Genomic DNA, 23,524 nt, shown 5'->3' with positions numbered 1-23,524 from the left:
GTCGGGCAAAGAAGTTCCGGGTTGGCGGGCTGCGTAGGAGCAGGTGGCGTTAATCTGCAAGTTATTTGCTGCCCCTTTAGACCCACCCGAGGGGGAACACGGTGGCAAGACACGATCGAGAAGAATCTCTCGAGGAACAGCTGGCCTGGCTTGACGCGATCAAGGAGACGGAGGAGACCCCCGTCTCTGTCAGCGCCTCGACTGCGTCTGCCGACGAGCCGGTCGCCTCGCCGTACCCCCAGGACCCGTGGTCGCTCGTGCCCCAGCAGCACGAGACGCCGACGCCGCCGCTGTTCCGCGCGGCGGTCGACTCCGTGTACGGCACGGCCGCGGCCGAGGACGTACCCGAAGGGGAGAGCGAGGCCGGGGAGTGGCTCGGCGAGGCCGGAGCCGCCAAGAAGGAGGAGCCGGCCGCGCCGCCCGCGGACGACCCCTTCAACACCCCGCTGAAGCCGCTGCCGCGCCCCGACGACACCGAGACCTTCACGCTGTCGTTCGCGCCTCCGGAGACGGCCGACAAGGACAAGACGGCGGAGCCGGCGGACGATCCGTGGTCCACGCCGCCCGAGTGGCCGCCGCCCGCGGAGCCGTCCGCGTCATCCGCGTCCCAGCCCTCGTCCCAGCCCTCGTCCCAGCCCTCGGCCCCGTCCATCCAGCCGGCCGAGGGATCGGCTGTGGAGGATCCGCTGACGGCCCGGCAGCCGGCCGTGGCCGAGGAGACCGCACGCCCGGAGGAGCAGACGGAGAAGCAGGCGGAGGAGAAGCCGGCCGACGAGGAGAAGCCCACCTGGGAGAGCACGCCCCCCAAGAGCGAGCCCTCGCAGTGGCCCTCCGGATCCGACCAGACCCTTCCCGGGACCGAGACCCCGCGGTGGACCGGTTCCGACGAGACCCTGCCGCGGAACGAGCGCCCGCGGTGGGCCGATTCCGGTCCTCAGTGGGCGGGCCCTGAGCAGCGGGCTGATTCCGTGCCGCAGTGGGCGGGCCCCGAGCGGCGGGCCGAGCCCGAGCAGCAGCCGGAGGAGCGTCCGCAGCCCGATGAGCGCTCTCCGTGGTCCGAGCCGGTCCAGGAGGACCGGCACCAGGACCGTCCCCTGCGGCTGGAGCGCTCCCAGCGCCAGGACCGCCCGCCCCACGACGACCCGCCGCGTGAGCGTCCCGCCGGGCAGGAGGGTTCTCCGTGGGCCGACCAGCCCGAGTGGCGCCCCGCGGACCGGGACATCCCTCCGGCGCCGCCGCGCCGCCGACCCGCCCCGGCGCCCGTCTTCAGCGCCCCGCCCAGACCCCCGGTCACCGGGAGGCCGACGGCCGAGAGCCTCGACCCGGAGTCCCTGCTCCGCGGACGGCGTAACGCTCCCTCCAAGGGGTGGCGCCGCGTGGTCTACAAGGCGTCGGGCGGCTGGATCAAGCCGGGCGAACCCCCGGAGGTGCGCCGCCGCCGCGAGCTCGTGACCAGGGCGCGCACTCCGGTGACCGCCGGGCACCACCGCGTGGCCGTGCTGAGCCTCAAGGGCGGAGTGGGCAAGACCACGACCACGGTCGGCCTGGGCGCCACCCTCGCCCAGATCCGCGGCGACCGCGTGATCGCCGTGGACGCCAACCCCGACAGGGGCACGCTCTCCGACAAGCTCGTCCTGGAGACCTCGGCGACCGTGCGTGACCTGCTCAACGAGCGTGACCAGGTCAAGCGTTACGTCGACATCAGGGCGTTCACCTCGCAGGCGCCGTCGCGGCTGGAGGTGCTCGCCTCCGACCGTGATCCGTCGGTCTCCGAGGCGTTCAGCGGCGACGACTACCAGGACGTCTCCCAGGTGCTGGAGAACTTCTACTCCATCTGCATCACCGACTGCGGCACCGGCCTGCTCCACTCCGCCATGGGCGGCGTGCTCGGGCTCGCCGACCAGATCGTGCTGGTCAGCTCCCCGTCCGTCGACGGCGCCAGGGCGGCTTCGGCGACGCTCGACTGGCTGGAGGCGCACCAGTACGGCGACCTGGTCAAGAACGCGACCGTGGTGCTGTGCAGCGTCAGGCCGCGCTCGAAGTCGGCGGTCGACATCAAGAAGCTGGAGGCCCATTTCGCCGCCAGATGCCGAGCGGTGATCCGGGTGCCGTACGACCCGCACCTGGAGGAGGGCGCGGAGATCGATCTGGACCGGCTCCAGGAGCCCACCAGGGACGCCTACCTGCAGCTCGCCGCCAGCGTGGGCGACGGCTTCGCGGGCGTCCCCGAGTGAGGCCGCGGGCGCGGGCCTAGCGGCAGGCGTCATCAGTCCCGCGAGACGCAATAAGCTCAGGCGACAGGTCGGGCGAAGTGGGATCGGGGGACGGGTGAGCAAGTCGTTCGTGCACCTGCACGTGCATACCGAATACAGCATGCTGGACGGAGCGGCCAAGATCAAACCGCTGTTCAAAGAGGCAGCGCGGCTTGATATGCCGGCCATCGCCATGTCGGATCACGGCAACATGTTCGGTGCGTACGAGTTCCAGAAGGTGGCGAAGGACAGCCCGGTCAAGCCGATCATCGGGATCGAAGCGTACGTGGCGCCAGGATCCCGGTTGTTCAAGAAACCGGTCTTCTGGGGTTCTCGCGCGGAGACCGGTGTCGCGGACGGCGAGGGCGGCAAGGACGTCTCCGGCGGCGGCCGGTTCACCCACATGACCATGTGGGCGAAGGACGCGGACGGGCTGCGTAACCTGTTCCGGCTGTCGTCGCTGGCCTCGGTCGAGGGCTACTACGGCAAGCCCCGCATGGACCAGGAACTGGTCTCGCAGCACGCGGCCGGGATCATCGCCACCACCGGCTGCCCGTCCGGCGCGGTGCAGACGCGCCTGCGGCTCGGCCAGTACGACGAGGCCGTCAAGGTCGCCGGCGAATACCAGGAGATCTTCGGCAAGCAGAACTACTTCCTGGAGTTGATGGACCACGGCATCGACATCGAGCGGGAGGTGCGGGCCGACCTGCTGCGGCTGGCCAGGCAGCTCGACATCCCGCTGCTGGTCACCAACGACTCCCACTACGTCACCGAGGACCAGGCCGACGCCCACGACAGCCTCCTGTGCGTCGGCGTCGGCAAGAACAAGGACGACCCCAACCGGTTCCGGTTCAACGGCTCCGGCTACTACCTCAAGCCGGCCGACGAGATGTACGCGCTGTTCTCCGAACTGCCGGAGGCGTGCGACAACACGCTGCTGGTCGCCGAGATGGTCGGCGACTACAGCGACGTGTTCGCACAGGTGGACCGGATGCCCGACTACCCCGACGTGCCCGAGGGCGAGACGCAGGAGTCGTGGCTTCGCCAGGAGGTGGAGCGCGGCCTGGAGATGAGGTACGGCGCCCCGGTCCCCGCCGAGGTGATGGAGCGGTACGAGACCGAGATGAAGGTCATCGGGCCGATGGGCTTCTCCTCCTACTTCCTCGTGGTGGCCGACATCTGCCGCTACGCGCGGGACAACGGCATCCCGGTCGGTCCCGGCCGCGGCAGCGCCACCGGATCGATCGTCGCCTACGCCACGCGGATCACGGAGCTCGATCCGCTGGAGCACGGCCTGCTGTTCGAGCGGTTCCTGAATCCGGAGCGGATCAACCCGCCGGACGTCGACCTCGACTTCGACGACCGCCACCGGGACCGGATGGTCAACTACGTCACCGACAAGTACGGCAGCGCCATGACCGCGCAGGTCAACACGTTCGGCACGATCAAGGCCAAGGCCGCCGTCAAGGACGCGTCGCGCATTCTCGGCTACCCGTTCGCCGTCGGCGACAAGATCACCAAGGCGATGCCGCCGGACGTCATGGGCAAGGGCGTCCCCCTGGCGGACATGTTCAACGAGGATCACCCGCGCTACAACGAGGGCGGCGAGATCCGCGCGCTGTACGAGAGCGACCCGGACGTGAAGAAGGTGATCGACACCGGCCGCGGCATCGAGGGACTGATCCGCGGCACCGGTGTGCACGCGGCCGCGGTCATCCTGTCCTCGGCGCCGCTGATGGATCTGATCCCCCTGCACCGGCGGGACAAGGACGGCGTGATCATCACCGGGTTCGACTACCCTTCGTGTGAAGACATGGGCCTGGTCAAGATGGACTTCCTGGGGCTGAGGAACCTGGGCATCATCGACCACGCCATCAAGATCATCGAGCAGAACCGGGGCATCACGCTCGACACCCTGACGATCCCGCTCGACGACGCGAAGACGTACCAGCTCATGGCGCGCGGTGACACCCTGGGCGTGTTCCAGCTCGACGGCGGGCCGATGCGCCAGCTGCTGAAACTGATGGAGCCGACCCGGTTCGAGGACATCGCCGCCGTACTCGCCCTGTACCGGCCGGGCCCGATGGCGGCCAACGCGCACACCAACTACGCGCACAGGAAGAACGCCCGGCAGGACATCGAGCCCATCCACCCGGAGCTGAAGGAGGCCCTGGAGCCGATCCTCGGCCCGACGTTCCACCTGCTCGTCTACCAGGAGCAGATCATGGCCGTCGCCCGCGAGCTGGCCGGCTACACCCTGGGCGGCGCCGACCTGCTGCGCCGCGCCATGGGCAAGAAGAAGAAGGAGATCCTGGACGCGGAGTTCGCCAACTTCCAGAAGGGCATGCGCGGCAACGGCTACAGCGACGACGCCATCCAGGCCCTGTGGGACGTCATGCTGCCGTTCTCCGGCTACGCCTTCAACAAGTCCCACACCGCCGGATACGGCCTGGTCGCCTACTGGACCGCGTACCTGAAGGCCAACTACCCGGCCGAGTACATGGCCGCGCTGCTGACCTCCGTGGGAGACGACAAGGACAAGGCGGCCGTCTACCTCGCGGAGTGCCGCAAGATGGGCATCCAGGTCCTGCCCCCTGACGTCAACGACAGCCAGCTCGACTTCGTCGCGGTCGGCGACACCCAGGTGCGGTTCGGCATGGGCGCGGTCCGCAACGTAGGCGAGAACGTCGTCGAAGCGATCGTGAAGGCCCGCAAGGAGAAGGGCCTCTACCAGGACTTCAACGACTTCCTGGGCAAGATCCCGCTCACCGCCTGCAACAAGCGGGTCATCGAATCGTTGATCAAGGCAGGGGCGTACGACTCGCTCGACCACCCGCGCAAGGGCCTGCTCATGGTTCACGAACAGGCCGTCGACCAGGTCAGCGGCATCAAGAAGCAGGAAGCGCACGGCCAGGACTCGCTGTTCGGCGGGCTGGCCGACGCGGGCGCCGACGATGCCTTCACCGTCACGGTCCCCGACACGGAGTGGGACAAGAAGACCAAGCTCGACTTCGAGCGGGAGATGCTCGGCCTGTACGTCTCCGATCATCCCCTGGCCGGCACGGAACGGCTCCTGGCCAGGAACCGCGACACCACGATCGCCGACCTGCTCGAATCCGGCCGCGACGACCGCGGCGACGTGAGCGTGTGCGGCCTCGTCACCAAGGTGGACAAGAGGGTCAACAAGGCCGGCAACCTCTGGGCGATCGCCACGGTCGAGGACATGGACGCCGCCGTCGAGTGCCTGTTCTTCCCCAAGAGCTACGTGCTGTACGCCGACTCGCTGCGTGAGGACAGCGTGGTGGCCGTCCGCGGCCAGATCAACAACCGGGACGGCGCCATCAGCATCTTCGCGACGGACCTCACCGTGGTCGACGTGTCCGGCGTCAACAGCGACGGCGCCCCGATCACCCTCCTGCTCAGGGAGGAACGCGTCACCCCGCAGTTGCTGGAGGAGCTCCGGCAGGTGCTGAAGCTGCACGAGGGCAAGGTTCCGCTGCACATCAACCTGAAGCGCCCGGCAGGGAAGACCATGGTGCTGGCGGTGCCGGACTTCCCCGTCAACGCGGAGCCCAGCTTCGCCGCCGATGTGAAGGCGCTGCTGGGGCCGGAGGCGATCACGCTGTGAACCAGCCGGTCGTCACCTGGCGGAGGGTGTGGGATTCGAACCCACGAGGCCATCGCTGACCTGGCCGCTTTCAAGGCGGCTGCACTCGTCCACTATGCGAACCCTCCTGTGCGGAACCCACGATAGCGGCTGTGGTGGCAGGGGTGTACGTTCAGGAGGTGGCGGATCTAGACGTCGAGGTGGAGCGGGGGCCGTGTCGCGCGCTGGTGCGGCTCGACGGCGACCTCGACAAGCTCACGGCGCCGCTGCTCAAGGAGTGGTTGGTCAAGCTCTACACCGAGGGCTTCGTGCAGGTCGTCATCGACACCTCCAGGCTCGAGTTCTGTGACTCCAGCGGGCTGTGGGCGCTGGTGGAGCACCGGCGCCGGGTGGCCGAGCACGCGGGGTCGTTACGGCTCGTCGGGGTGCACGGCGTGCTGCAGCGGGTGCTCGACGTGACGCGGCTCAAGGCCGCCTTCGACAGCGTCGCGTCCGCCGACGGCTGACACGGCTCAGGGCCGGCGTCCACAGTGCGCGGACGGCTGATGCGCCTCAGGGCCGCCGTCCGCGGTGTCGCGTGCGCGGACGGCCGGCGTGCCGGGCCACTGGCGGGGTCTACGCGCCGAGCTGGGCCAGCAGCCACTTCGGGCCCATGGTCTCGGCGCCCAGCGCGCCGACCCGCTCCTTCAGCCCTCGGTCGGCGGTGACGACGACCACGCGCTCCCACGGCCTGGCCCTGCGCACGACGTCGACGATCGCGTCGTCGCCGCTGCCGGTGGCCGCGACCACCTGGATGCCCGGCACGTCCGGCGCGTTCCTCGCCGCGCCCTCGACGACCGCCACCATCCTGGGGAACCACTGGGCCAGCACCGGATGCGCCAGCCGGTGCCGGGAGACGTCCTGGAGCAGGCGGGTCGCGGCGCCGAGCCGGTCGTTCCACCAGCCGTGCTCGGCCCGCGCGCCGACGATGTTGGCCACGTCGAGGACGATGATCTCGGGCTTGATCGCCGCCTGCACCTCACCCCAGGTCGCGGCGAAGCCCGGATGGAGGTTCCTGCCGGTGATCTCGGGCAACGGCAGCCAGCGCAGTTCGTCGCTCTCGGCGTTGGCGGGCGCCGCGGCCAGCAGCTCGGCCGACTCGGCGATCACCGTCTCGAACGCCCACCCGCCGTGGTCGTCGAGGTAGACGCCCTGCACGCGGAGCGCGTCGCCGGCGAGTGCGGCCTCCTCGTGGGCCTCGCGCAGCGCGCTGGTGACGGCGTCCTCGTGGCTGTCCCGGGCTCCGCCCGGCAGGCCCCATGTGCCGCCGTGGTGGCTCCACACGGCGCGTTTCTGCATGAGCACGTGCGGGACGCCGCGGTCGTCATGGTGGACGACGAGAAGTCCCGACGCGCCGTGGATGCCCCAGTGGCGGTGCCCCAGGCCGCATTCGGTCCAGCCGTCGCCGTCTCTGGCCGTCATGGCGTGATGCTCAGCCTCCGCCCTTGGAGAAATGCTGGTAGTCCTTGGTGCCCGACCAGTAGCCGCCCCACTCCCAGCCCACCCGGGCGAACGCCTTGACGACCTTGTCACCAGGATTTATCACACCTTTACCCTTAGTTGGGCGCTGGGTGAACTTTTTCGCATTCTGGTGTGCGGTGTTGCCACTGGCGGTGACATATGGGTTCTCGCGGGGATTGATGTCTATCGCTGCGCCGTAGGCGTGATTGGACCAATTGCTCGATCCGGTGGCCCGGCGGCAGTTGAAGGCCGAGGTGTTGTCGGCGTCGATCGAGTCGTAGTCGTCCGCCTTGTACGCGTCGACCAGCTCCATCTTCCGGATCGGCCAGCGCTCGTCGTACAGCTTCTCGAAGACCGTCACGATGTCGTCGGTGACCGTCTTGCGCACCACCAGCTCCCCGGTGTGCGGCTTGTCGTCGAACCCCCAGTACGTCAGCGTGACCAGCCGCAGGTCGCGGTAGGAGACCGGGCAGCCGGCCCTCCAGGAGTACGGCACGCGGTCGCGGGTGACCCGCGAGACCTTGGCGCTGAACGGCGGCGGGCCCGTCGGCTCGGGCGTGACGGCCACGGGCCTGGACGTCTCGTGTGGCGGATCGGACGCAGGGGGGACGGGAACGGAGGTCGCGGGCGAGGCGCCCCGCTCCTGAGCCCCACAGGAAACGGACGCGAGCACCACGAACGCCATGGCGGCAGTACGTTTCATCTGGCCACCATATGCGACGTCGGAGCAGGTCAGGGGACGATCAGCACCGTACGGCGAGCCCGTTTGGCCAGCTTGGCCGCCACCGAGCCGCCAAGGCGGAAGCGCGAGCGGCCCACCACGATGGCGTCGGCCCTGTAGGCGCCGGCCAGCGTCTCCAGCTCCCGCGCCGCGTCACCGCGGACGCTGACGAACCGCCAGGGGACGCCAGCGCCCTTCAGCTCGTCCCTGAGGTCCTCGGTCAGGTCGGCCGCCGCGTCGGGGATGACGGGCGACCCGTAGAAGAACCACAGTGACGGGCTGTAGAGCGACTCCACGAAGGCGACGAGCAGCGCGGCGTCGTCTCTCCTGGCGAGCCCGGCCGCGTACGCGAGCGCGTTGCGGCTCGGGTCGGATCCGTCGTATCCCACGACGAGAAGGCCGGCGCCGTCCTTGCCGATCTCGAACCGCCCTGCGGGGAGCCGGCCTTCCAACGGCTCCCCGTGAGGGTCCGTGCCACTGCCGAACACGGCTGGTCTCTCGTCAGGTGTCGGCGTGCTTGCCGCGGCGGGTTAGCTCGCGCAGCGCGTCGGCCGCGTAGATCACGAGGGACACGAACGCGAGCGCGGCGATCGAGCCGCCGAGCCACAGGTCGTTGACGGTCGCGTCCGCGTAGGCCGCGCCGCGGGGCTGGTAGCCGACGACGAACGGGGCCGCGACGAGCCACAGGCCGCCGAGGAACAGCAGGACGAGGGCGGATACGCCCAGCTTGGCCTTCACCGGTTCTCCTCCACTCCGACCAGGGAGCCCTTGCCGTTCGGGCGAGGGGTGTTGTTCAGGTCCTCGCGCAGCGCCTCGACGAGCGGGGCGAGCAGGGTGGCCAGCTCCGCGGACGACGCCTGCGGCGCGGGGGCCGGCACCGGCTCGGGCGCCGGCTCGGGGGCGCGCTGCTTCACCTCCACCAGGCCGCGCGCCACCAGGTCCGCGTGGATGGCCAGCACGAACGCGATCGCGCCCGCCAGGCCCACGACGGCCACGCCGAGGCCGGTGAAGAACTCGGAACGGGTGGCGTCCGTCCAGTCGCCGGCCTCCGGCTGGGTGCCGAGGGCGAAAGGCGCGATCATCAGCCACAACCCGGCCAGGGTGGCCAGGGCGGCCGTGACGGCGCCGACAAACTTGCGAATCATTGCGAGATTCCTCCCGTGACAAGGTCCTTCTCCGGTGGCGCGGCCTGCGCGATCAGGGCGCGCGAGGTGGGTCGCAACACGTCCTGGGCGACCGACCTGGCCCGCTCCCGTTCGGAGCGGCCGTCCGGCGGCGCCATCCTCGCGACCGCGGTGAGCAGCGCGGAGCGCTCGCCGTTCGTCCGCTCGATGCGCTGGGCCACGAGCTCCAGCAGCAGCCCGGCCAGCACCAGGTCGTCCTTGCCGAGCGGCTTGGGCTCGGGCGGCGCCGCCATGGTCGACCCGCGCAGCGGCAGCTCCTTGAGGAAGATCGTGGCCACGAACCCGATCAGGGCGATGGGCACGCCCACCATGAACACGGTCTCCAGGCCGCTGGTGAACGACTCCAGCACGATGTGCTTGATCGGCTCGGGCAGCCGCTGGATGGCGTCTGGGCTGCCGAGCTTGACGTCGGAGCCGCCGGGCAGCGCGATGTTCGCGGCCCTGAGCATCTCGGCCATCTCGTCCTTGAGCCGGTTGGTCAGGATCGCGCCGAACGCGGCCACGCCGACGGCGCCGCCCAGCGAGCGGAAGAACGACACGCCGGACGTGGTGGAGGCCATGTCGCGCGGCTCCGAACCGTTCTGGGCGGCCAGGATGAGCATCTGCATGGACATGCCGAGCCCGGTGCCCAGCACCGCGACGTCGAACCCGATGAGCCACTCGCTGGAGTCGACGTGCAGCCTGGACAGCAGGAGCAGCCCGGCGGCCACCACCAGCAGGCCCGCGACCGGAAAGAGCTTCCACCGGCCGGTCTTGGTGACGATCTTCCCGGAGATCACGCCGGAGACGAACAGCGCCGCCACCATGGGCAGCGTCATCAGACCCGAGTCGGTCGGGCTGAGCCCCTTGACGATCTGCAGGTACTGCGGCAGGTAGATCATCGCGCCGAACATCGCCATGCCGACGAACAGCGAGGCGAGGCTGGTGAGCACGAACGTACGGTTGCGGAACAACCGCGGCGGAAGGATGGGGTCGCGGGCGGTCCGCTCGGACAACACGGCGAGCGCCAGCATGAGCAGGGCGATCGCGGTGAGGAAGTAGGTCCAGACCGAGTTCCACTCGAACTCGTTGCCGCCGAGCGTCAGCAGCAGCATGAGGGCGCTCGCGCTGGCGGTGATGGTCGTCGCGCCCCAGATGTCGATCGAGGTCTCCCGCTTGACGACCGGAAGTTTCAGCACCTTCTGGATCACCAGGAAGGACACGATGGCGAACGGCACGACGACGTAGAAGCACCAGCGCCAGCCCAGCCAGTCGGCGTCCACGATGAACCCGCCGAGCAGCGGGCCCGCGACCGTGGAGATGCCGAAGACCGCCCCCATGTAGCCGGAGTAACGGCCGCGCTCGCGGGGCGAGACGATGTCACCGAGGATCACCTGAGAAAGGGCCGACAGGCCGCCGACGCCCAGGCCCTGCACGGCGCGCGCCGCGATGAGCTGCCCCATGTCCTGCGACATCCCGGCGACGACCGACGCGGCGACGAACAACCCCAGAGCGGTCTGGAAGAGCAGCTTGCGCCCGAACAGGTCGGACAGTTTGCCCCACAACGGCGTGGAGACCGTCATCGTCAGCATGGTCGCGCTCGCGACCCACGAGTACTGATCCTGCCCGCCGAGTTCCCCCACGATCGTCGGCAGCGCGGTGCCCACCACGGATGTCGAGATCATCGACGTGAGCATCGCGAGCATCAGCCCGGACATGATCTCGAGGATTTCGCGGTGGGTGTACTGCCGCTTCGTGGGGGTCGCGGTATGTGCCTGGGCTACCAAGACACCACATCCCCCCTGAAACAGTCGTGACTCAGTGGAGTATACGCCCGTTTACTAGCCGCGCGGCAAGTGGGTCGGCGGTCGCGCGCCGCCGACTAGAGTCCTGGTATGGACGGCCAGGCAACGGAGGCGGGAGCCAGGCCGCGCGACCGGGAGGCCACGCGCGAGCGCATCCTGCAGGCGGCCCGCACCCTGTTCGGCGAGCAGGGCTACGAGACGGTGACCGTACGCATGATCGCTGCGGCGGCCGAGGCCAACGTCGCCCTGGTGGGCCGCTATTTCGGCTCCAAAGCGGGGCTCTTCCACGCTGTCCTGCAGGGCGAGCCGACGCTCAACACGTTGTTCGAGGGGGACGCGGAGGCCCTGCCGCGCAGGCTGGCCGAATACGCCGCCGAGCGCATGCGGCGACCGCCGGACAGCCCGATCCTGCGGGCGCTCGAACGTTCCGCGGCACACCCCGAGGTGCGGGCCGTGGCCCGTGAGCGCCTCATCACCGCCGTGCTCAATCCCATCGCCGAGCGACTCGACGGCCCCGACGCGCAGGTCAGGGCCCGCATGGCCACCGCGGTCTTCCTCGGCATCGGCGCCACCCGGCGCCGCCTCGGCCCGCAGGAGCCCACGCCGGCCGACGTCGACCGCCTCACCGCGGTCTTCGAGGCGTGCCTGGCCGGCTGAAAGTTTCAGCTCCCGAGGCGGCTCTGGCCTGGGGCGATGATGTGATGACCGATCCGATGTCTTGGTGCGGGCGGTGATGGCTCCCTACATTCGGGGTGCCGGTGGGAGCGCTCCCACATGACGGACGGAGTAAAACCCATGTCTCGCAGGAAGCCCCTCCTGGGGGTGCTCCTCCCCGCGGCCGCCACGGTCGCCGCGGGGGCGGTCGTCCTCTCCTCGTCCACAGCCAGGGCCGCCGACTCCGCTTTCTACGTGGACCCCCAGACGAACGCCGCCGAATGGGTGGCCGAGAACCCGGGCGACAGCCGTACCCCCGTGATCAGGGACCGGATCGCCGCCGTGCCGCAGGGCAGGTGGTTCGCCACGTACAACCCCTCGACCGTGCGCGGCCAGGTCGACGCGTACGTCGGCGCGGCAGCGGCGGCGGGCAAGAACCCCATCATGGTCGTCTACGCCATGCCGAACCGCGACTGCGGCGGCCCCAGCGCGGGCGGCGCCCCCGACCACTCCGCCTACCGGGGCTGGATCGACCAGATCGCCGCCGGGATCGGCGGCCGGGCGGCCACCATCGTGCTGGAGCCCGACGCGCTGGCCATCATGTCCAACTGCATGAACAACTCCGAGCAGGCCCAGGTCCAGGCCTCCATGGCGTACGCGGGCAAGAAGTTCAAGGCCGCGTCGTCGCAGGCCAAGGTCTACTTTGACATCGGGCACGACGCCTGGCTGTCCGCCTCGGAGGCCGCGACCAGGCTGAACGGCGCCGACGTGGCCGGCAGCGCCGACGGCATCGCGGTCAACACCTCCAACTACCGCTCCACGCCCGGCCTGGTGTCGTACGCGAAGAACGTGCTCGCGGCGACCGGCGTGTCCGGGCTGAAGGCGGTCATCGACACCAGCCGCAACGGCAACGGCCCTTCCGGCAGCGAGTGGTGCGACCCGCCCGGACGCGCGACGGGCATCTGGAGCACCACGGACACGGGTGACTCGGCGATCGCCGCCTACCTGTGGGTCAAGCCGCCCGGCGAGGCCGACGGGTGCATCGCGGCCGCCGGGCAGTTCGTGCCGCAGCGGGCGTACGACCTGGCCATGGCCGCGCCCTCGCCCACGGTCACGCCGACCGTGACACCCACCGTGACACCTACTGTGACACCCACTGGGGGCCCCGGCGGGTGCACCGCGACGTACAAGGTGACGAACGAGTGGCAGGGCGGCTTCCAGGGCGAGGTCACCGTCACCAACACCGGCTCGTCCCCGATCGGCGGCTGGCAGGTCGGCTGGACGTTCCCCAACGGGCAGACGATCTCGCAACTCTGGAACGGCACCCTGTCCGGCGGCGGCGGCTCCGTCTCCGTCACCAACCTCGGCTGGAACGGCACCGTGTCGGCGGGCGGCAGCACCACGTTCGGCTTCCTCGCCGCTCACAGCGGCCAGAACGGCACGCCCTCCACCCTCACCTGCACCGCCTCCTGATCATTCGCCGGGCCCACCGGGCCCGGCGAAATATCCGCGCCCCGCACGATGTTGCACAGAGCCATCCGCACTCCTCGAAAGGCGCGTACCCATGGCTCTGCCGCTGTCCATTCTTGATCTTGCGCACATCGGCGAGGGCGAGACGGCGCGCGACAGCTTCACCGCGAGCGTGGCGCTCGCCCAGCGCGCGGAAGAGCTCGGCTACCAGCGCATCTGGTACGCCGAGCACCACAACATGCCGAGCATCGCCTCCTCGGCGACCAGCGTGCTGATCGCCCACGTCGCCGCGCACACCAGCACCATCCGCCTCGGCGCGGGCGGCGTCATGCTCCCCAACCACGCGCCGCTGACCATCGCCGAGCAGTTCGGCACCCTGGAGACCCTGCACCCCGGGCGCATCGACCTCGGCCTCGGGCGGGCGCCGGGCAGCGACCAGCAGACCTTTCGGGCCCTGCGCCGCAGCCCGGCCTCCGCCGACTCGTTCCCGCAGGACGTGCTCGAACTCCAGGGCTACCTGACGGGCGAGTCCCGCATCCCCGGCGTCGAGGCCACGCCCGGCAAGGGCACCGACGTGCCGCTCTACATCCTCGGCTCCTCCCTGTTCGGCGCCCAGCTCGCGGCGGCGCTCGGCCTGCCGTACGCGTTCGCCTCGCACTTCGCGCCCAACGCGCTGGAGGAGGCCGTGGCCGTCTACCGGCGCGACTTCAAGCCATCGGCGCAGCTCGACCGGCCGCACGTCATCGCGGCGCTCAACGTGATCGCCGCCGAGACGACGGAGGAGGCCGAGGAGCAGTTCCTGGCCTCCAAGCGGCTCAGGGTCACCCGGTTCCTCGGCCGGGGGCGCACGTTCACGCAGGAGGAGGCCGACATGATCCTGGAGTCGCCGGCCGGGCAGCAGATCGTGCAGATGGCCAAATACTCCGCCGTCGGCAACCCGGCCGAGGTCGAGGCGTACGTCGCCCGCTTCGCCGAGCACGCCCAGGCCGACGAGCTGATCGTCGCGTTCTCCGCGGTCGACAGGAAGGCCTGGATGCGCTCGGCCGAGCTCCTCGCGGAGGTTCACGGGCTGCGCGCCTGAGGTCGGAGTCAGTCGGCGATGAGGCGCATCCTGGGGCCTTCGCGCTCGCGCTGCCGCCGCACCACGTACGTGCCCGGCGCGCACCCCGTGCCTCCATGCTCGGGGTGCAGCAGGTAGACGGTGGCGTGCGCCTGGAACATGCCGATCGCCAGCCGGTCGGAGTCCGTCACCTGATTCGTCCAGAGGCACGTGCCGGGGTCGGCGACGAGCGTGTGCGGGTTGCCGCCGGCCTCGCCGCGCAGCAGCTCGACGCCCGCCGACGGCACGGGCTCCCACTCGGCCTGGTGCCGGGCCCTGACGGAGCCGGCGACCATCGCGAGCGGGATGACGATGAGGTCGCCCTGAGCCTGGAGGCCGTCGACGACGGGGATGCGGACCGACTGCTCGAGGTGGTCGAGCACGGTGAAACCGGTCCGCCGGGTCAGGGAAGCAAGAGTCACGTTCATGGTCATCACCTCAGGTTCTGCGCTGGAGCAGGGAGTAGTGCTCGGCGGACAGCCCGTAGGTCCAGCCGGCGGCGGCGATCGGGTCGTCGAAGGCCGGCACGGTGAGCCCGTAGCGGCGCCGGTGGCCGTCGCGTTCGACGGATCCGTTGACGGCGAGGAGCACCCTCGTTCCCCCTCGCATGTCGTAGAGCCGCAGCTCGCAGCCCGGATTGCCGGGGTCGGGCGCGGTGGCGACGAGCCGTAGCCCGGCCTGGCCGACGTACGCGGCCCAGCCCATGTGCTCGATCGCGCACCGCCTGACCTCCACGTTCGGCTCGTCCGCGATCCGCCGCACGTTCGGATCCGTGATCACCCAGGCGGGCACCGGCATGCCGTGCCAGGCGTGCAGGTCCCAGCCGTCCGCGTACCGCACGGCCGGGCCGTCCGCGTGGTGCGGCCGGACCTCGCCGTTCTCGCCGCACACCTCGGTGTGCAGGGCGGCGGGACGCTCGGAGACCACGCACGTGTCCTGCCTGGGCCACCACCAGCCGCACGACGTGGTCGCGGCGGTCCACAGGTCGAGGTGGCGCCGCTGCTCGCCGGTGAAGACCGCGCCGGCGGCACGGCGCAGCGCGTCGTACTCGGCGATCCAGGAGACGTACAGCGTGTCGTACCAGACGCGCCGGAGCGCCCGCGACTCGTGCGCCGCGTTCAGCGCCGGGACGAGGGTGCTGGTGACGGACCGCTGTAGGGGAAAGAACGTCGTACGGCGGACGATCTGGTCGAGCGGCTGCCGACGCGGTCTGACCCGTGCGTCGAGCTCGTGGCGCAGCGTGCTCGCCAGCGTGGACAGCCGTCCGGGCACGGGCCACTCGGCCAGGCGGTCGATGCTCTCGCAGGCGCGGGTCCCCGGCGGCACGGTCGCCAGGCCCTTGGCGGGCGACGAGACCCAGTGGAAACGGGGTGGGGGCAGGCCGATCAGTTGGTAGAGCCCCGAGATGGCGGCCTCTGCGGCCGGACGGTCGGCGGGCCGCGTCGACAACGCCCGGCCCAGCCATGCTTCGCGGATTGCGGCAGCTTCCCGCTGCACGTGGACGCTCACCGGATGCGGGTGGCGTCGTCCTTTCTCACGATCATGGATGAATGGTGACAGATCGGCGTCGCCCGTGTCCAGCGGCTAGCGGGCCTGGCCCTGCTCCTTGAGGGAGGGCGTGCCGCCATCGGGGAGATCGCGGTGGGTGAAGATGTCGATCAGCACCTGAACGGGCATGTCGGCCTCCGTGTGGTGGCGGAAGCTCAGGCCGGGCTCGATGTGGTAGTGGTTGCGGCGGCCGACCCTGTTGCGCTGGATGTAGCCGGACTCCTCCAGGTCGGAGACGATGCTCTGGGCCGCGCGCTCGGTGATGCCGATCGATGCGGCGATGTCACGGACCCTCACCTGCGGGTCGACGGCGATCGCCAGGAGCACCCGCGCATGGTTGGTCAGGAACGTCCACGCTGCGCGGCGTGCGCCTTCCTTTTCCATCCCTGTACGGCTCCTCCCGGTGTCGAGCTGACCAGCAGCATACGATGATCCGCACCTCGTTGCACGAAGTTTGATTGCAGAAAAGATATTCCAGTATTCTGCTTACTAGTTTACGCGTAGAGGTGTCCGCCCGCCCAGGCTCGACGCCCATGATGATCAGAGGGGATGCGATGTCGCACGCGAGGCACAGCGTCAAGCCGCGACCGGCTTACGGATCGCGTCGCCCTGCGAACGCGGCTCGGCACGTGCGCCGAGACCGCCACACGACTCTCGAGACCTCGTGCGCCGACGAGGGCGACATGGTCTTGTCAGCGCCTCCGCCCACGCCGGAGCACCTGTTGTACGTGGACCACATCCTGCAGGTCACCTGCACCGTCAACGCCGGGCCTTCCGTGATCCGTCTCATCGGTGAGATCGACTCCAGCAACAGCGGAGAGGTCCTGCGCACGCTGACCGAGGCCCGCTACATCGACGATCACCTGATCATCGACGTCAGCGACCTCTCCTTCGCCGACGTGTCGGCCGTACGGATTCTGCAGTCCTTCGCCTCCGGCGGCTCAGCCGTCATCCGCAACGCTCAGCCGCAGCTGAGCCGCCTGGCGGGCCTGCTCGGCCTGACCCTTCTCGACTGACGTGCCGCCCCCGTTACCGCGGGGGCGGTCAGTCCAGACAGAACTCGTTGCCCTCGGGGTCGGTCATCACGATGAATCCGGCGCTCATCTGCTGGTCGGGTTCGTGGCGGCGGACACGCGTCGCGCCCAACGCGACGAGCCGGTCGCACTCGGACTCCAGCGCCGCCATCCGCTCGTCTCCCTCCAGTCCGGGAGCCGCGCGGACGTCGAGGTGGACACGGTTCTTGGCCACCTTGTCCTCCGGCACCCGCTGGAAGAACAGGCGTGGGCCCCGCCCGTCCGGGTCCTCGACGGCCGACGCCACGTTGCGCTGGTCCTCGGGCACGCCGGCGCGCTCCAGGAAGTCCTCCCACGCGGCCAGCGGGTCGGCGCCCTCGGGCAGGTCCACCCCGGGCGGTCCGGGGTGGACGTAACCGAGCGCGTCACGCCAGAAGGTGGACAGGGCCTTCGGGTCGTGGGCGTCGAAGGTGACCTGGATCTCGCGGCTCATCGGGCTGCTCCGTTCGCGGCTTTCGTGTGCAGGTAGAGGTCGCGCAGCAGGCACACCTCGGACATGTGGTGGATCAGCTCACGGTGGATGTGCAACACCAGATCCGCCATGGGCGCGTCCGGGTAGGGCTCCTTCTCGCCGACCGGGACCAGGAGCCCGTCCTCGCCGAGGCCGCGCACCCCGGCCAGCCAGACGTCGAGCTGGGTCTCGAGCTGGTCGAGCGCGGTGGCCGCGTCGCCCGCGTACTCCCAGGTCTCGTACGACGCGGGCGGCGCGCCGAAGTGCGCCGCGTTGCGCATGGCGAGCACGCCGACGATGACGTGGCCGAGCCGCCAGGCGATCGTGGTGAAAGGCGAGGGGGACGGCTCGGGAAAGGCGTAGTCGATCGTGAGATCCCCGGCGCCGGCCTGCACGGGCGCCGTCGAAGTCCCGCGCGGCCGCACGCTCCAGGCGTCGGGCACCGGTGACCAGAGATATTCCTCGTCGGTGAGGCCGTCGAGCCTCGGCCTGAGGTGGTGATTCCAGTGCCACTCCGCCTGCTCGCGCAGGGAGCGGTTCCAGTCGGGTGTTCGTGTGTCCATGGAGTCACTGTCGCTGCGCTAGCGGACAGTATCGGTCCGCTATCTGGCAGGCTGGACGTCATGGACGTGGCGAACGGTGACGAGCGGGGGACGACCGAGCGGGTGCTCACCCTGCTCGGGCTGCTGCAACAGCGCCAGCTCTGGACCGGTCCCGAGCTCGCCGGCCGGCTGGGGGTCACGCCGCGCACGGTACGCCGCGACGTCGAGCGGCTTCGCACCCTCGGCTATCCGGTGCACGCCACCCAGGGCGTCGGTGGCGGCTACCGCCTCGGCCGCGGGCAGGACCTGCCGCCGCTCCTTCTCGACGACCAGGAGGCCATCGCCATCGCGGTCTCGCTGCTGGCCGGCGCGGGCGGCGCTGTCGCCGGAGCCGGCGACGCCGCACTGGGGGCGCTGAGCAAGCTCGACCGGGTGCTTCCCGCCCGGCTGCGGCACGAGGTCCGCGCCCTTTCCGGCTCGGTCGAGTCGTTCGGCGGGGGTCGCACGCCGGTCGACCCCGAGATGCTCATGACGCTGGCCCGAGCTTGCCGCGACGAGGTCGAGGCCGGCTTCGACTACCCGTCAGGCGGCGAGGTGCGTCGGCGGCGGGTCGAGCCCTACCGCCTCGTCGCCTCCGACCGGCGCTGGTACCTCCTCGCCTACGACCTCGACCGCGACGGCTGGCGCAGCTTCCGCGTCGACCGGATGGCCGGCGTGACGGCCAGGACCTGGCGCTTCAGCCCCCGCGCGGCGCCCGACGCGGCGGCGTACGTGCAGGAGAGCGTGGCGAGCCGGGTCTACCCGCACCAGGCACGCTTTCTCGTGCACGCCCCGGCCGACACGGTGCGCGCGCAGGTCCCGCCGTCGGCGGCCGTGGTGCGACCCTGCGGAGCCGGGCGGTGTGAGGTGCTCAGCGGCGGCGGCAACCTCGACTTCGTGCTCATGCACGTGCTCCTGCTCGGGCACGCCTTCGAGGTGCTCGACCCTCCGGAGCTCGTCGGGCGCTGCCGCGAGCTGGCGCAGAGGCTGCTCGCGGCAGGCGCGGCCGACGCCGGACCGGTGTGATCATCCCCAGCACCGAGGTCTCCCCGCGCGTCGCGGCGACCTTTCCACCGGTAAATTTTGTGTAGCCGGCTTTCACGGAAACTCCGGCAGGGTGCCCACGCCGTTGTTCGCGTTTTGCGGGTGACTCTACGCTCGGCGGCGACGGGAAGTTCCTGGCCCGAAACCGGAGGCGTTTGTGAGATCTTTCGCGAGAAATGCGTTGCGGCTGGCGGCGGTCGTGGTGGCCGGTTGCGGCGTGGTGCTGGCCGGCGCCGTCAGTTCGGTGGCAGAACCGCGGCCTCCTTCCCAGCTGGCCCAGCTGGCCGGCGCCGACCTGGGCACGGTCATCACCATGGTCCCCAGCTTCTTCTGCGGAAACCGGCTGGTCGCCTACAACTCTCCTTCGTCCAACTCGCCCACGAAGTGCATCAACGGCGCTGAAAACAGCGGCAACTCCACCAACAGCGGGAATTACCACAACGAAGGCGATCCCATCAACAGCGGCAACTTCGCGAACGGGAACGGATCCACGGACAGCAACAACGCGACCAGCAGCGGCAACGCGGCCAACGGAGCCCAGACCCACTCGGTGCGCCGATGACGCACCACGCGCGGACCTTCGGGAGGACGAACGATATGAGCAGGGCCGGACTGTTGATCGCCGGTTGCGGGCTGGCGGTGCTCGCGGCCGGCACACCGGCTTCTCCAGGGCAACAGGTGCTCGTGGCGGATTCCTCGGCCTTCGCGGCGGAGACCGGAAATATCCGGCCCCGGGGAAATGCCAAGAAGGCGGGAAATTACTGGAGCAAGGGCCGGTCGGTAAACAGCGGCAACTTCTCCAACGTGATCGATTCCTACCGGTCCAACAATTCGACACGCGGCAGCGCCAACAACGTCAACGGTCCGCAACGGCTCGTCGTGAAATCTGGCAGGAGCAAGTGAGATCGCCGCGTCATCGCGGTCCGGCCCGGAACGCCCGGCGATAGGCGCCGGGCGTCGTGCCCAGGGCGTTGAGGAAACGCCTGCGGAGGTTGGTGGCCGAAGAGAGACCGACGCGGCGGGCGACGGCGTCCAGCGGGAGGTCGGACGACTCCAGCAGGCCCCGGGCGGTGGCGATCCGCTGGGCGAGCAGCCACTGCCCCGGGCTGGTGCCGAGCTGATCGACGAACCGCCGGGTGAGCGTGCGCGTCGACAGGCCCGCGTGCGCGGCCATGCTCTCGATGGTGACCTCTTCGCCGAGCCTTCCGGCGACCCACTCCAGCAACGGCGCGAGCGTGCCGTCGATCTGGACGGGGTGCGGCGGCGCCGCGTACTGCAACTGCCCGCCCTCGCGGTGCGGCGGCATGACCATGGTCCGTGCGATGTGGGCGGCGTACCAGGCGCCCTGGTCGTTGCGGACCAGGTGCATGCACAGGTCGATGCCGGCCCCGGCGCCTGCGCTGGTCGCCACGTCGCCATGGTCGACGTACAGCACATCCGGGTCGACCCGCACCTCGGGGAAACGCGTGGCGAGCTTGTCCGCCAGCGCCCAGTGCGTGGTCGCCCGCCGCCCGTCCAGCAGGCCGGCGTGCGCCAGCGCGAAGGCGCCGGAGCAGATGCTGACCACCCGCGTTCCGCGGGAGTGCGCCCGGCGCAGTGCATGAACGACCGCGGGCGCGGGCGGGACATCGGCGGGCAGCCAGCCCGGGACGATCACGGTGTCGGCACGGTCGAGCGCGTCCAGCCCGTCGGTCACGAGCATGTCGTAGCCGGCATGGGTCGCGACCGGGCCAGGACGCTCGGTGCACACGCTGAAGGTGTAGCGCTTCGGGAGCCCTGGCCGCTCGATGCCGAACACCTGGGCCGCGCAGCCGAGCTCGAAAGTGGACTGCGGCGGGCGGATCAGCGCCGTTACCCGATGCATGGCCTAAAAGTACCGCATGATGTCTTTCCTGACACTCGGCGAGGGCCATGACCGGCCGCCAGGCTGGCCCTATGACGACAGAACAGAGCACCTCCGCCTACGCGTGGGCAGCCGTCCAGGACGCTCCGGTTCGCGAGCTTTTCCCGGGCATCCGGGCGCGGATGTTGTGGACCGGGGACAACGGCGCGAAGGCCTGCGTGCTGGAGATGGACGCGAACACCTGCTGGCAGGGGATCGACGTCCACGAACCCGGCCCCGAAGAGGTCTTCGTGGTCTCCGGCGTCTTCAACGACGGCGACCGGGACTACCCGGCCGGCTCCTTCATCCACGCCCCTGCGGGGTCCTCGCACGTTCCGCAGACGGTGACGGGCTGCACGTTGTTCCTCTTCTATCCGGAAGGCTGAAAGAGCCACCCGGCGATCCCGGGTGGCTCCGGTGACGGATGTACCGGTCAGAACACCTGTTCGACGTTCGTGGTCCGTACGGTCCACGGCGGCCCGCACGTTCCGCGCCCGGTGAACCGGTAGCCGGCGAAGATGATCGGGCTGGCGAACTGGTAACCGTCGGAGCAGATCACCACGACCCTGATCGCCCCGCTGAACACCGAGCAGTCGATGTCGACGTAGTACGCGGGGATGGGGACGCTGCGGGAGCACGAGTAGGTGGCGGCCAGCCCGGCGCCGCCCTTGCCCCGAGCGTCAGAAAGCTCGGTCGACTGGTCGGTGAACCCGCGTTCGGGCGCCGCGGCGGCCGAACCCGTGTGCAGCGCGACAGAGAACAGCAGCGCCGCGATCGCGGCCAGCACGCCGATGAGCGTTCTTCTCGCATGTACAGCCATGTGATCGAACCTCTCGCTGGGTTTCCTGGCGGCCGGCCGAGCCTTGTCAGTGCTACTTTCGCCAAGCCAGGAGCGCCGGTCATCGTCACTTCTCGTAAATCTCCGCCGCGGCCGCCGGGGGACGGTTGTCACTGATGTCAAAGGGCTCGGGCGCGGTCAGGCCAGGCCGTGCTCGGTCCACGCGCCCGCCAGCATCCGCGTGACGGTGGTGCTCAGCACCCGTACGCCGTGCGTGGAGCCCGGCTCGATCCCCACCAGCTCCCGCACCCGCCGCAGCCGGTAGTCGAGGGTGCGGGGATGGATGTGCAGGGATTCGGCGGTACGCAGGCGGTTCATGTCGTTGCGGTAGTAGGCGTCCAGCGTGGGCACCAGTTCCGGCCCGTCGCCGAGCCGCTGCGCGGTCTCCCGTAACCACTGGTCCACCTGCGGCGTCTCCACCGCGCCGAGCTCCGCGAACACGTCGGCCACCCCGTACGACCGGCGCGGCACCCGCTCGATCGGCGCCACCCGGCTGACCTTCCGCGCCAGCGCGGCCGCCTGGACGAGCGCGCGGCGGCGCCCGTGGGCGATGCCGACGGAGCACGGCCGTCCCACGCCCTCCGCGACCGCCCGCGCCAGCGCCAGTCCTGAGCTCTCCGCGGCCGCCCGGTGCTCCGGCCGCGTCCCGTGGTACGGCACGAGCGCCACGAACTCGTCCGGCTCCTGCCACCCGAACGGCACACGATGCCGCTGCAGCAGGGTGCACACGACCTCCTCCCTGCACTCCTTCGGCGACGCCGTGGCCACCCGGACCACCGTGACCAGGTAGTGCTCGGCCAGCGGCACTCCGAGGCTGCCGGCCAGCCCGCCGGCCATGGGGTCGTCGTGCAGCACCATGGTGGCCAGCAGGTTGACGCGCGAGGCGGTCGGCAGGAAGCGCTCATATCCCCGGAAGTAGCCGCGGGTGTAGACCGCCTGCGCCGCCGCGCCCTGCTGGGCCAGCCAGTCGAGCATGCGCATCGTGTCGGTCAGGTCGCCGGGCCCGGCCGCCTCGGAGATCTCTCGCATGGTGAAGGCCGCGTGCAGCGCGAGCGCGCCGCGCTGGCATCCCGGAGCCACGCCCTGCATGCCGCGCTGCTCGCCGACCGACTCGATGAAGGCCAGGTCGCTGTCCAGCAGCGGCTCGCCGGAGGCGGCCAGGTCGGCCGTCCGCTGCCGTACGACGACCGCGAACTCCATCATCGACGCCCGCGCTCTCGGCTCGATCGCCTGGAAACCGGCGAGCTCGCCGACGCAGGCGTCCACCACCCTCCTCGCGTTGTCGTCGACCCGGTTTTTGAGCATGCCGAAGAGGTCGCCCATGAATTCTCCCCGTGACGTCGCCATTGGTCGTGTCACCCTGAAACGCGCGTCCGGTATTCGTCGGCCGGACGCTTTCGTATCAGTGGATTTTTGGAAATCGGCGCGCGACCTGGTGGGGAAGGTGGAAAGCGCCATTATGGCCGTGGGGTGCGGTGAAAGTTTCATGCGGCCGGTGATTCGTGGTGACCGAAATTGTGACGCACGATCACGAGGTGATTGCATTCCGCCTCGGTGCGCTCGGGCGGGCCCGGCAACAATGGCCCGACTAAGGATTTTCCATGGGTCTGACCCCCTGTGAGGAGAAGGAATAGCGCTGTTTCCTCCGCGCTGTGGCCCGGATTGGCTGAAGGACCCGGAAGAGTACGAACCCGACCTGGGTCCGAGGGGCCCCGGCTCGGACAGCCGGCCGGGACCCGCGCGTGGACGGATGCCGGTCAAATGCCTCGTCCCGTCAGACGAAGGCCGCCCCGGCGAAGTCCACCTGGCACAATCGCACCTCACCTGCTTTGACCC

The 23,524-nt window shown here is 70.0% G+C and carries 25 protein-coding genes and 1 tRNA gene; 11 read left to right on the top strand and 15 right to left on the bottom strand.

Translation table 11 applies throughout. The features are described from left to right. Positions 1-101 precede the first annotated feature (101 nt). Positions 102-2,234: a nucleotide-binding protein gene (locus ACTWPV_RS30310; RefSeq protein WP_443154397.1), complete on the top strand. Its 2,133-nt coding sequence runs from the start codon at positions 102-104 to the stop codon at positions 2,232-2,234. A gap of 94 nt (positions 2,235-2,328) precedes the next feature. Continuing rightward, positions 2,329-5,880 (top strand): DNA polymerase III subunit alpha, encoded by a 3,552-nt coding sequence (gene dnaE / locus ACTWPV_RS30305; protein WP_347645959.1) that lies wholly within the window; start codon positions 2,329-2,331, stop codon positions 5,878-5,880. 17 nt (positions 5,881-5,897) lie between these two features. On the opposite strand, the gene ACTWPV_RS30300 is transcribed toward dnaE, so the two are convergent. Beyond that, positions 5,898-5,987: transfer RNA gene (locus tag ACTWPV_RS30300), tRNA-Ser, on the bottom strand. A 51-nt stretch (positions 5,988-6,038) separates the two neighbouring features. Here ACTWPV_RS30300 and ACTWPV_RS30295 point away from each other — a divergent pair. Then, a complete protein-coding gene (locus ACTWPV_RS30295; protein WP_443154396.1) occupies positions 6,039-6,365 on the top strand; it encodes an STAS domain-containing protein in 327 nt (108 codons plus the stop codon). Between the two features lie 109 nt (positions 6,366-6,474). On the opposite strand, the gene ACTWPV_RS30290 is transcribed toward ACTWPV_RS30295, so the two are convergent. Genes ACTWPV_RS30290 through ACTWPV_RS30265 form a run of 6 tightly spaced genes read right to left on the bottom strand, consistent with a single transcriptional unit; the run spans position 6,475 to position 11,030 of the window. Continuing rightward, positions 6,475-7,320 carry an NUDIX domain-containing protein gene (locus ACTWPV_RS30290; RefSeq protein WP_443154395.1) on the bottom strand — a complete coding sequence of 282 codons (846 nt, stop codon included), beginning with the start codon at positions 7,318-7,320 and terminating at the stop codon, positions 6,475-6,477. A gap of 10 nt (positions 7,321-7,330) precedes the next feature. Continuing rightward, positions 7,331-8,062, bottom strand: coding sequence for a M15 family metallopeptidase (locus ACTWPV_RS30285; protein ID WP_443154394.1), 732 nt, complete (start codon positions 8,060-8,062; stop codon positions 7,331-7,333). A 29-nt stretch (positions 8,063-8,091) separates the two neighbouring features. After that, complete coding sequence (locus ACTWPV_RS30280; RefSeq protein WP_443154393.1) at positions 8,092-8,532, bottom strand: universal stress protein; 441 nt, start codon at positions 8,530-8,532, stop codon at positions 8,092-8,094. Between the two features lie 49 nt (positions 8,533-8,581). Further along, on the bottom strand, positions 8,582-8,818 hold the full coding sequence (locus ACTWPV_RS30275) for a hypothetical protein (protein ID WP_347645964.1): 237 nt from the start codon (positions 8,816-8,818) through the stop codon (positions 8,582-8,584). After that, complete coding sequence (locus tag ACTWPV_RS30270) at positions 8,815-9,225, bottom strand: hypothetical protein (protein ID WP_443154392.1); 411 nt, start codon at positions 9,223-9,225, stop codon at positions 8,815-8,817. The genes ACTWPV_RS30275 and ACTWPV_RS30270 overlap by 4 nt, the downstream gene beginning before the upstream one ends. Next, complete coding sequence (locus ACTWPV_RS30265) at positions 9,222-11,030, bottom strand: MDR family MFS transporter (RefSeq protein WP_443154391.1); 1,809 nt, start codon at positions 11,028-11,030, stop codon at positions 9,222-9,224. Before ACTWPV_RS30265 ends, ACTWPV_RS30270 begins: the two co-directional genes overlap by 4 nt. A gap of 108 nt (positions 11,031-11,138) precedes the next feature. On the opposite strand from ACTWPV_RS30265, the gene ACTWPV_RS30260 reads away from it, so the two are divergent. From ACTWPV_RS30260 to ACTWPV_RS30250, 3 genes are all read left to right on the top strand, one after another. Beyond that, entirely contained in the window at positions 11,139-11,705 is a 567-nt protein-coding gene (locus ACTWPV_RS30260) for a TetR/AcrR family transcriptional regulator (RefSeq protein WP_347645967.1), read from the top strand. A 138-nt stretch (positions 11,706-11,843) separates the two neighbouring features. After that, a complete protein-coding gene (locus tag ACTWPV_RS30255) occupies positions 11,844-13,175 on the top strand; it encodes a glycoside hydrolase family 6 protein (protein ID WP_443154390.1) in 1,332 nt (443 codons plus the stop codon). Positions 13,176-13,266: 91 nt separating this feature from the next. Further along, positions 13,267-14,253, top strand: a complete 987-nt coding sequence (locus tag ACTWPV_RS30250) for an LLM class flavin-dependent oxidoreductase (protein WP_443154389.1) — start codon at positions 13,267-13,269, stop codon at positions 14,251-14,253. Positions 14,254-14,261: 8 nt separating this feature from the next. Here ACTWPV_RS30250 and ACTWPV_RS30245 read toward each other — a convergent pair whose 3' ends face one another. From ACTWPV_RS30245 to ACTWPV_RS30235, 3 genes are all read right to left on the bottom strand, one after another. Continuing rightward, on the bottom strand, positions 14,262-14,699 hold the full coding sequence (locus tag ACTWPV_RS30245; protein ID WP_443154388.1) for a hypothetical protein: 438 nt from the start codon (positions 14,697-14,699) through the stop codon (positions 14,262-14,264). Between the two features lie 10 nt (positions 14,700-14,709). Further along, a complete protein-coding gene (locus tag ACTWPV_RS30240) occupies positions 14,710-15,768 on the bottom strand; it encodes a DUF6745 domain-containing protein (protein ID WP_443154387.1) in 1,059 nt (352 codons plus the stop codon). A gap of 87 nt (positions 15,769-15,855) precedes the next feature. Further along, the gene (locus ACTWPV_RS30235) at positions 15,856-16,203 is read right to left on the bottom strand and encodes a helix-turn-helix transcriptional regulator (RefSeq protein WP_443154386.1); all 348 of its coding nucleotides are present in this window, start codon (positions 16,201-16,203) and stop codon (positions 15,856-15,858) included. A 299-nt stretch (positions 16,204-16,502) separates the two neighbouring features. Here ACTWPV_RS30235 and ACTWPV_RS30230 point away from each other — a divergent pair, with 299 nt between their 5' ends. Next, complete coding sequence (locus tag ACTWPV_RS30230; RefSeq protein WP_443154385.1) at positions 16,503-16,835, top strand: STAS domain-containing protein; 333 nt, start codon at positions 16,503-16,505, stop codon at positions 16,833-16,835. A 28-nt stretch (positions 16,836-16,863) separates the two neighbouring features. Here ACTWPV_RS30230 and ACTWPV_RS30225 read toward each other — a convergent pair whose 3' ends face one another. Continuing rightward, a complete protein-coding gene (locus tag ACTWPV_RS30225; protein WP_347645974.1) occupies positions 16,864-17,325 on the bottom strand; it encodes a VOC family protein in 462 nt (153 codons plus the stop codon). Then, complete coding sequence (locus ACTWPV_RS30220) at positions 17,322-17,906, bottom strand: DinB family protein (protein WP_347645975.1); 585 nt, start codon at positions 17,904-17,906, stop codon at positions 17,322-17,324. The genes ACTWPV_RS30225 and ACTWPV_RS30220 overlap by 4 nt, the downstream gene beginning before the upstream one ends. A gap of 60 nt (positions 17,907-17,966) precedes the next feature. Here ACTWPV_RS30220 and ACTWPV_RS30215 point away from each other — a divergent pair, with 60 nt between their 5' ends. The 3 genes from ACTWPV_RS30215 (at position 17,967) to ACTWPV_RS30205 (ending at position 19,871) form a co-directional block, all read left to right on the top strand. After that, positions 17,967-18,950: a helix-turn-helix transcriptional regulator gene (locus ACTWPV_RS30215; protein ID WP_443154384.1), complete on the top strand. Its 984-nt coding sequence runs from the start codon at positions 17,967-17,969 to the stop codon at positions 18,948-18,950. Between the two features lie 175 nt (positions 18,951-19,125). Further along, positions 19,126-19,530, top strand: coding sequence for a hypothetical protein (locus tag ACTWPV_RS30210; protein ID WP_443154383.1), 405 nt, complete (start codon positions 19,126-19,128; stop codon positions 19,528-19,530). 35 nt (positions 19,531-19,565) lie between these two features. Then, positions 19,566-19,871 (top strand): hypothetical protein, encoded by a 306-nt coding sequence (locus ACTWPV_RS30205; RefSeq protein ID WP_347645978.1) that lies wholly within the window; start codon positions 19,566-19,568, stop codon positions 19,869-19,871. A gap of 10 nt (positions 19,872-19,881) precedes the next feature. On the opposite strand, the gene ACTWPV_RS30200 is transcribed toward ACTWPV_RS30205, so the two are convergent. After that, a complete protein-coding gene (locus ACTWPV_RS30200) occupies positions 19,882-20,832 on the bottom strand; it encodes a helix-turn-helix domain-containing protein (protein WP_443154382.1) in 951 nt (316 codons plus the stop codon). 71 nt (positions 20,833-20,903) lie between these two features. Between ACTWPV_RS30200 and ACTWPV_RS30195 the strand changes: the two genes are divergently transcribed. Then, the gene (locus tag ACTWPV_RS30195; RefSeq protein WP_443154381.1) at positions 20,904-21,236 is read left to right on the top strand and encodes a cupin domain-containing protein; all 333 of its coding nucleotides are present in this window, start codon (positions 20,904-20,906) and stop codon (positions 21,234-21,236) included. A gap of 47 nt (positions 21,237-21,283) precedes the next feature. Here the strand turns inward: ACTWPV_RS30195 and ACTWPV_RS30190 are convergent, their stop codons facing one another. Together ACTWPV_RS30190 and ACTWPV_RS30185 are read right to left on the bottom strand one after the other, a co-directional pair. Continuing rightward, complete coding sequence (locus ACTWPV_RS30190) at positions 21,284-21,670, bottom strand: hypothetical protein (protein ID WP_443154380.1); 387 nt, start codon at positions 21,668-21,670, stop codon at positions 21,284-21,286. Between the two features lie 156 nt (positions 21,671-21,826). After that, a complete protein-coding gene (locus ACTWPV_RS30185; protein ID WP_443154379.1) occupies positions 21,827-23,011 on the bottom strand; it encodes a PucR family transcriptional regulator in 1,185 nt (394 codons plus the stop codon). Between the last annotated feature and the right edge of the window lie 513 nt (positions 23,012-23,524).

The sequence above is a fragment of the Nonomuraea sp. KM88 genome (assembly GCF_052245635.1).
In the GTDB taxonomy this organism is placed as follows: domain Bacteria; phylum Actinomycetota; class Actinomycetes; order Streptosporangiales; family Streptosporangiaceae; genus Nonomuraea.
This window is presented reverse-complemented; position numbering and strand designations above follow the sequence as displayed.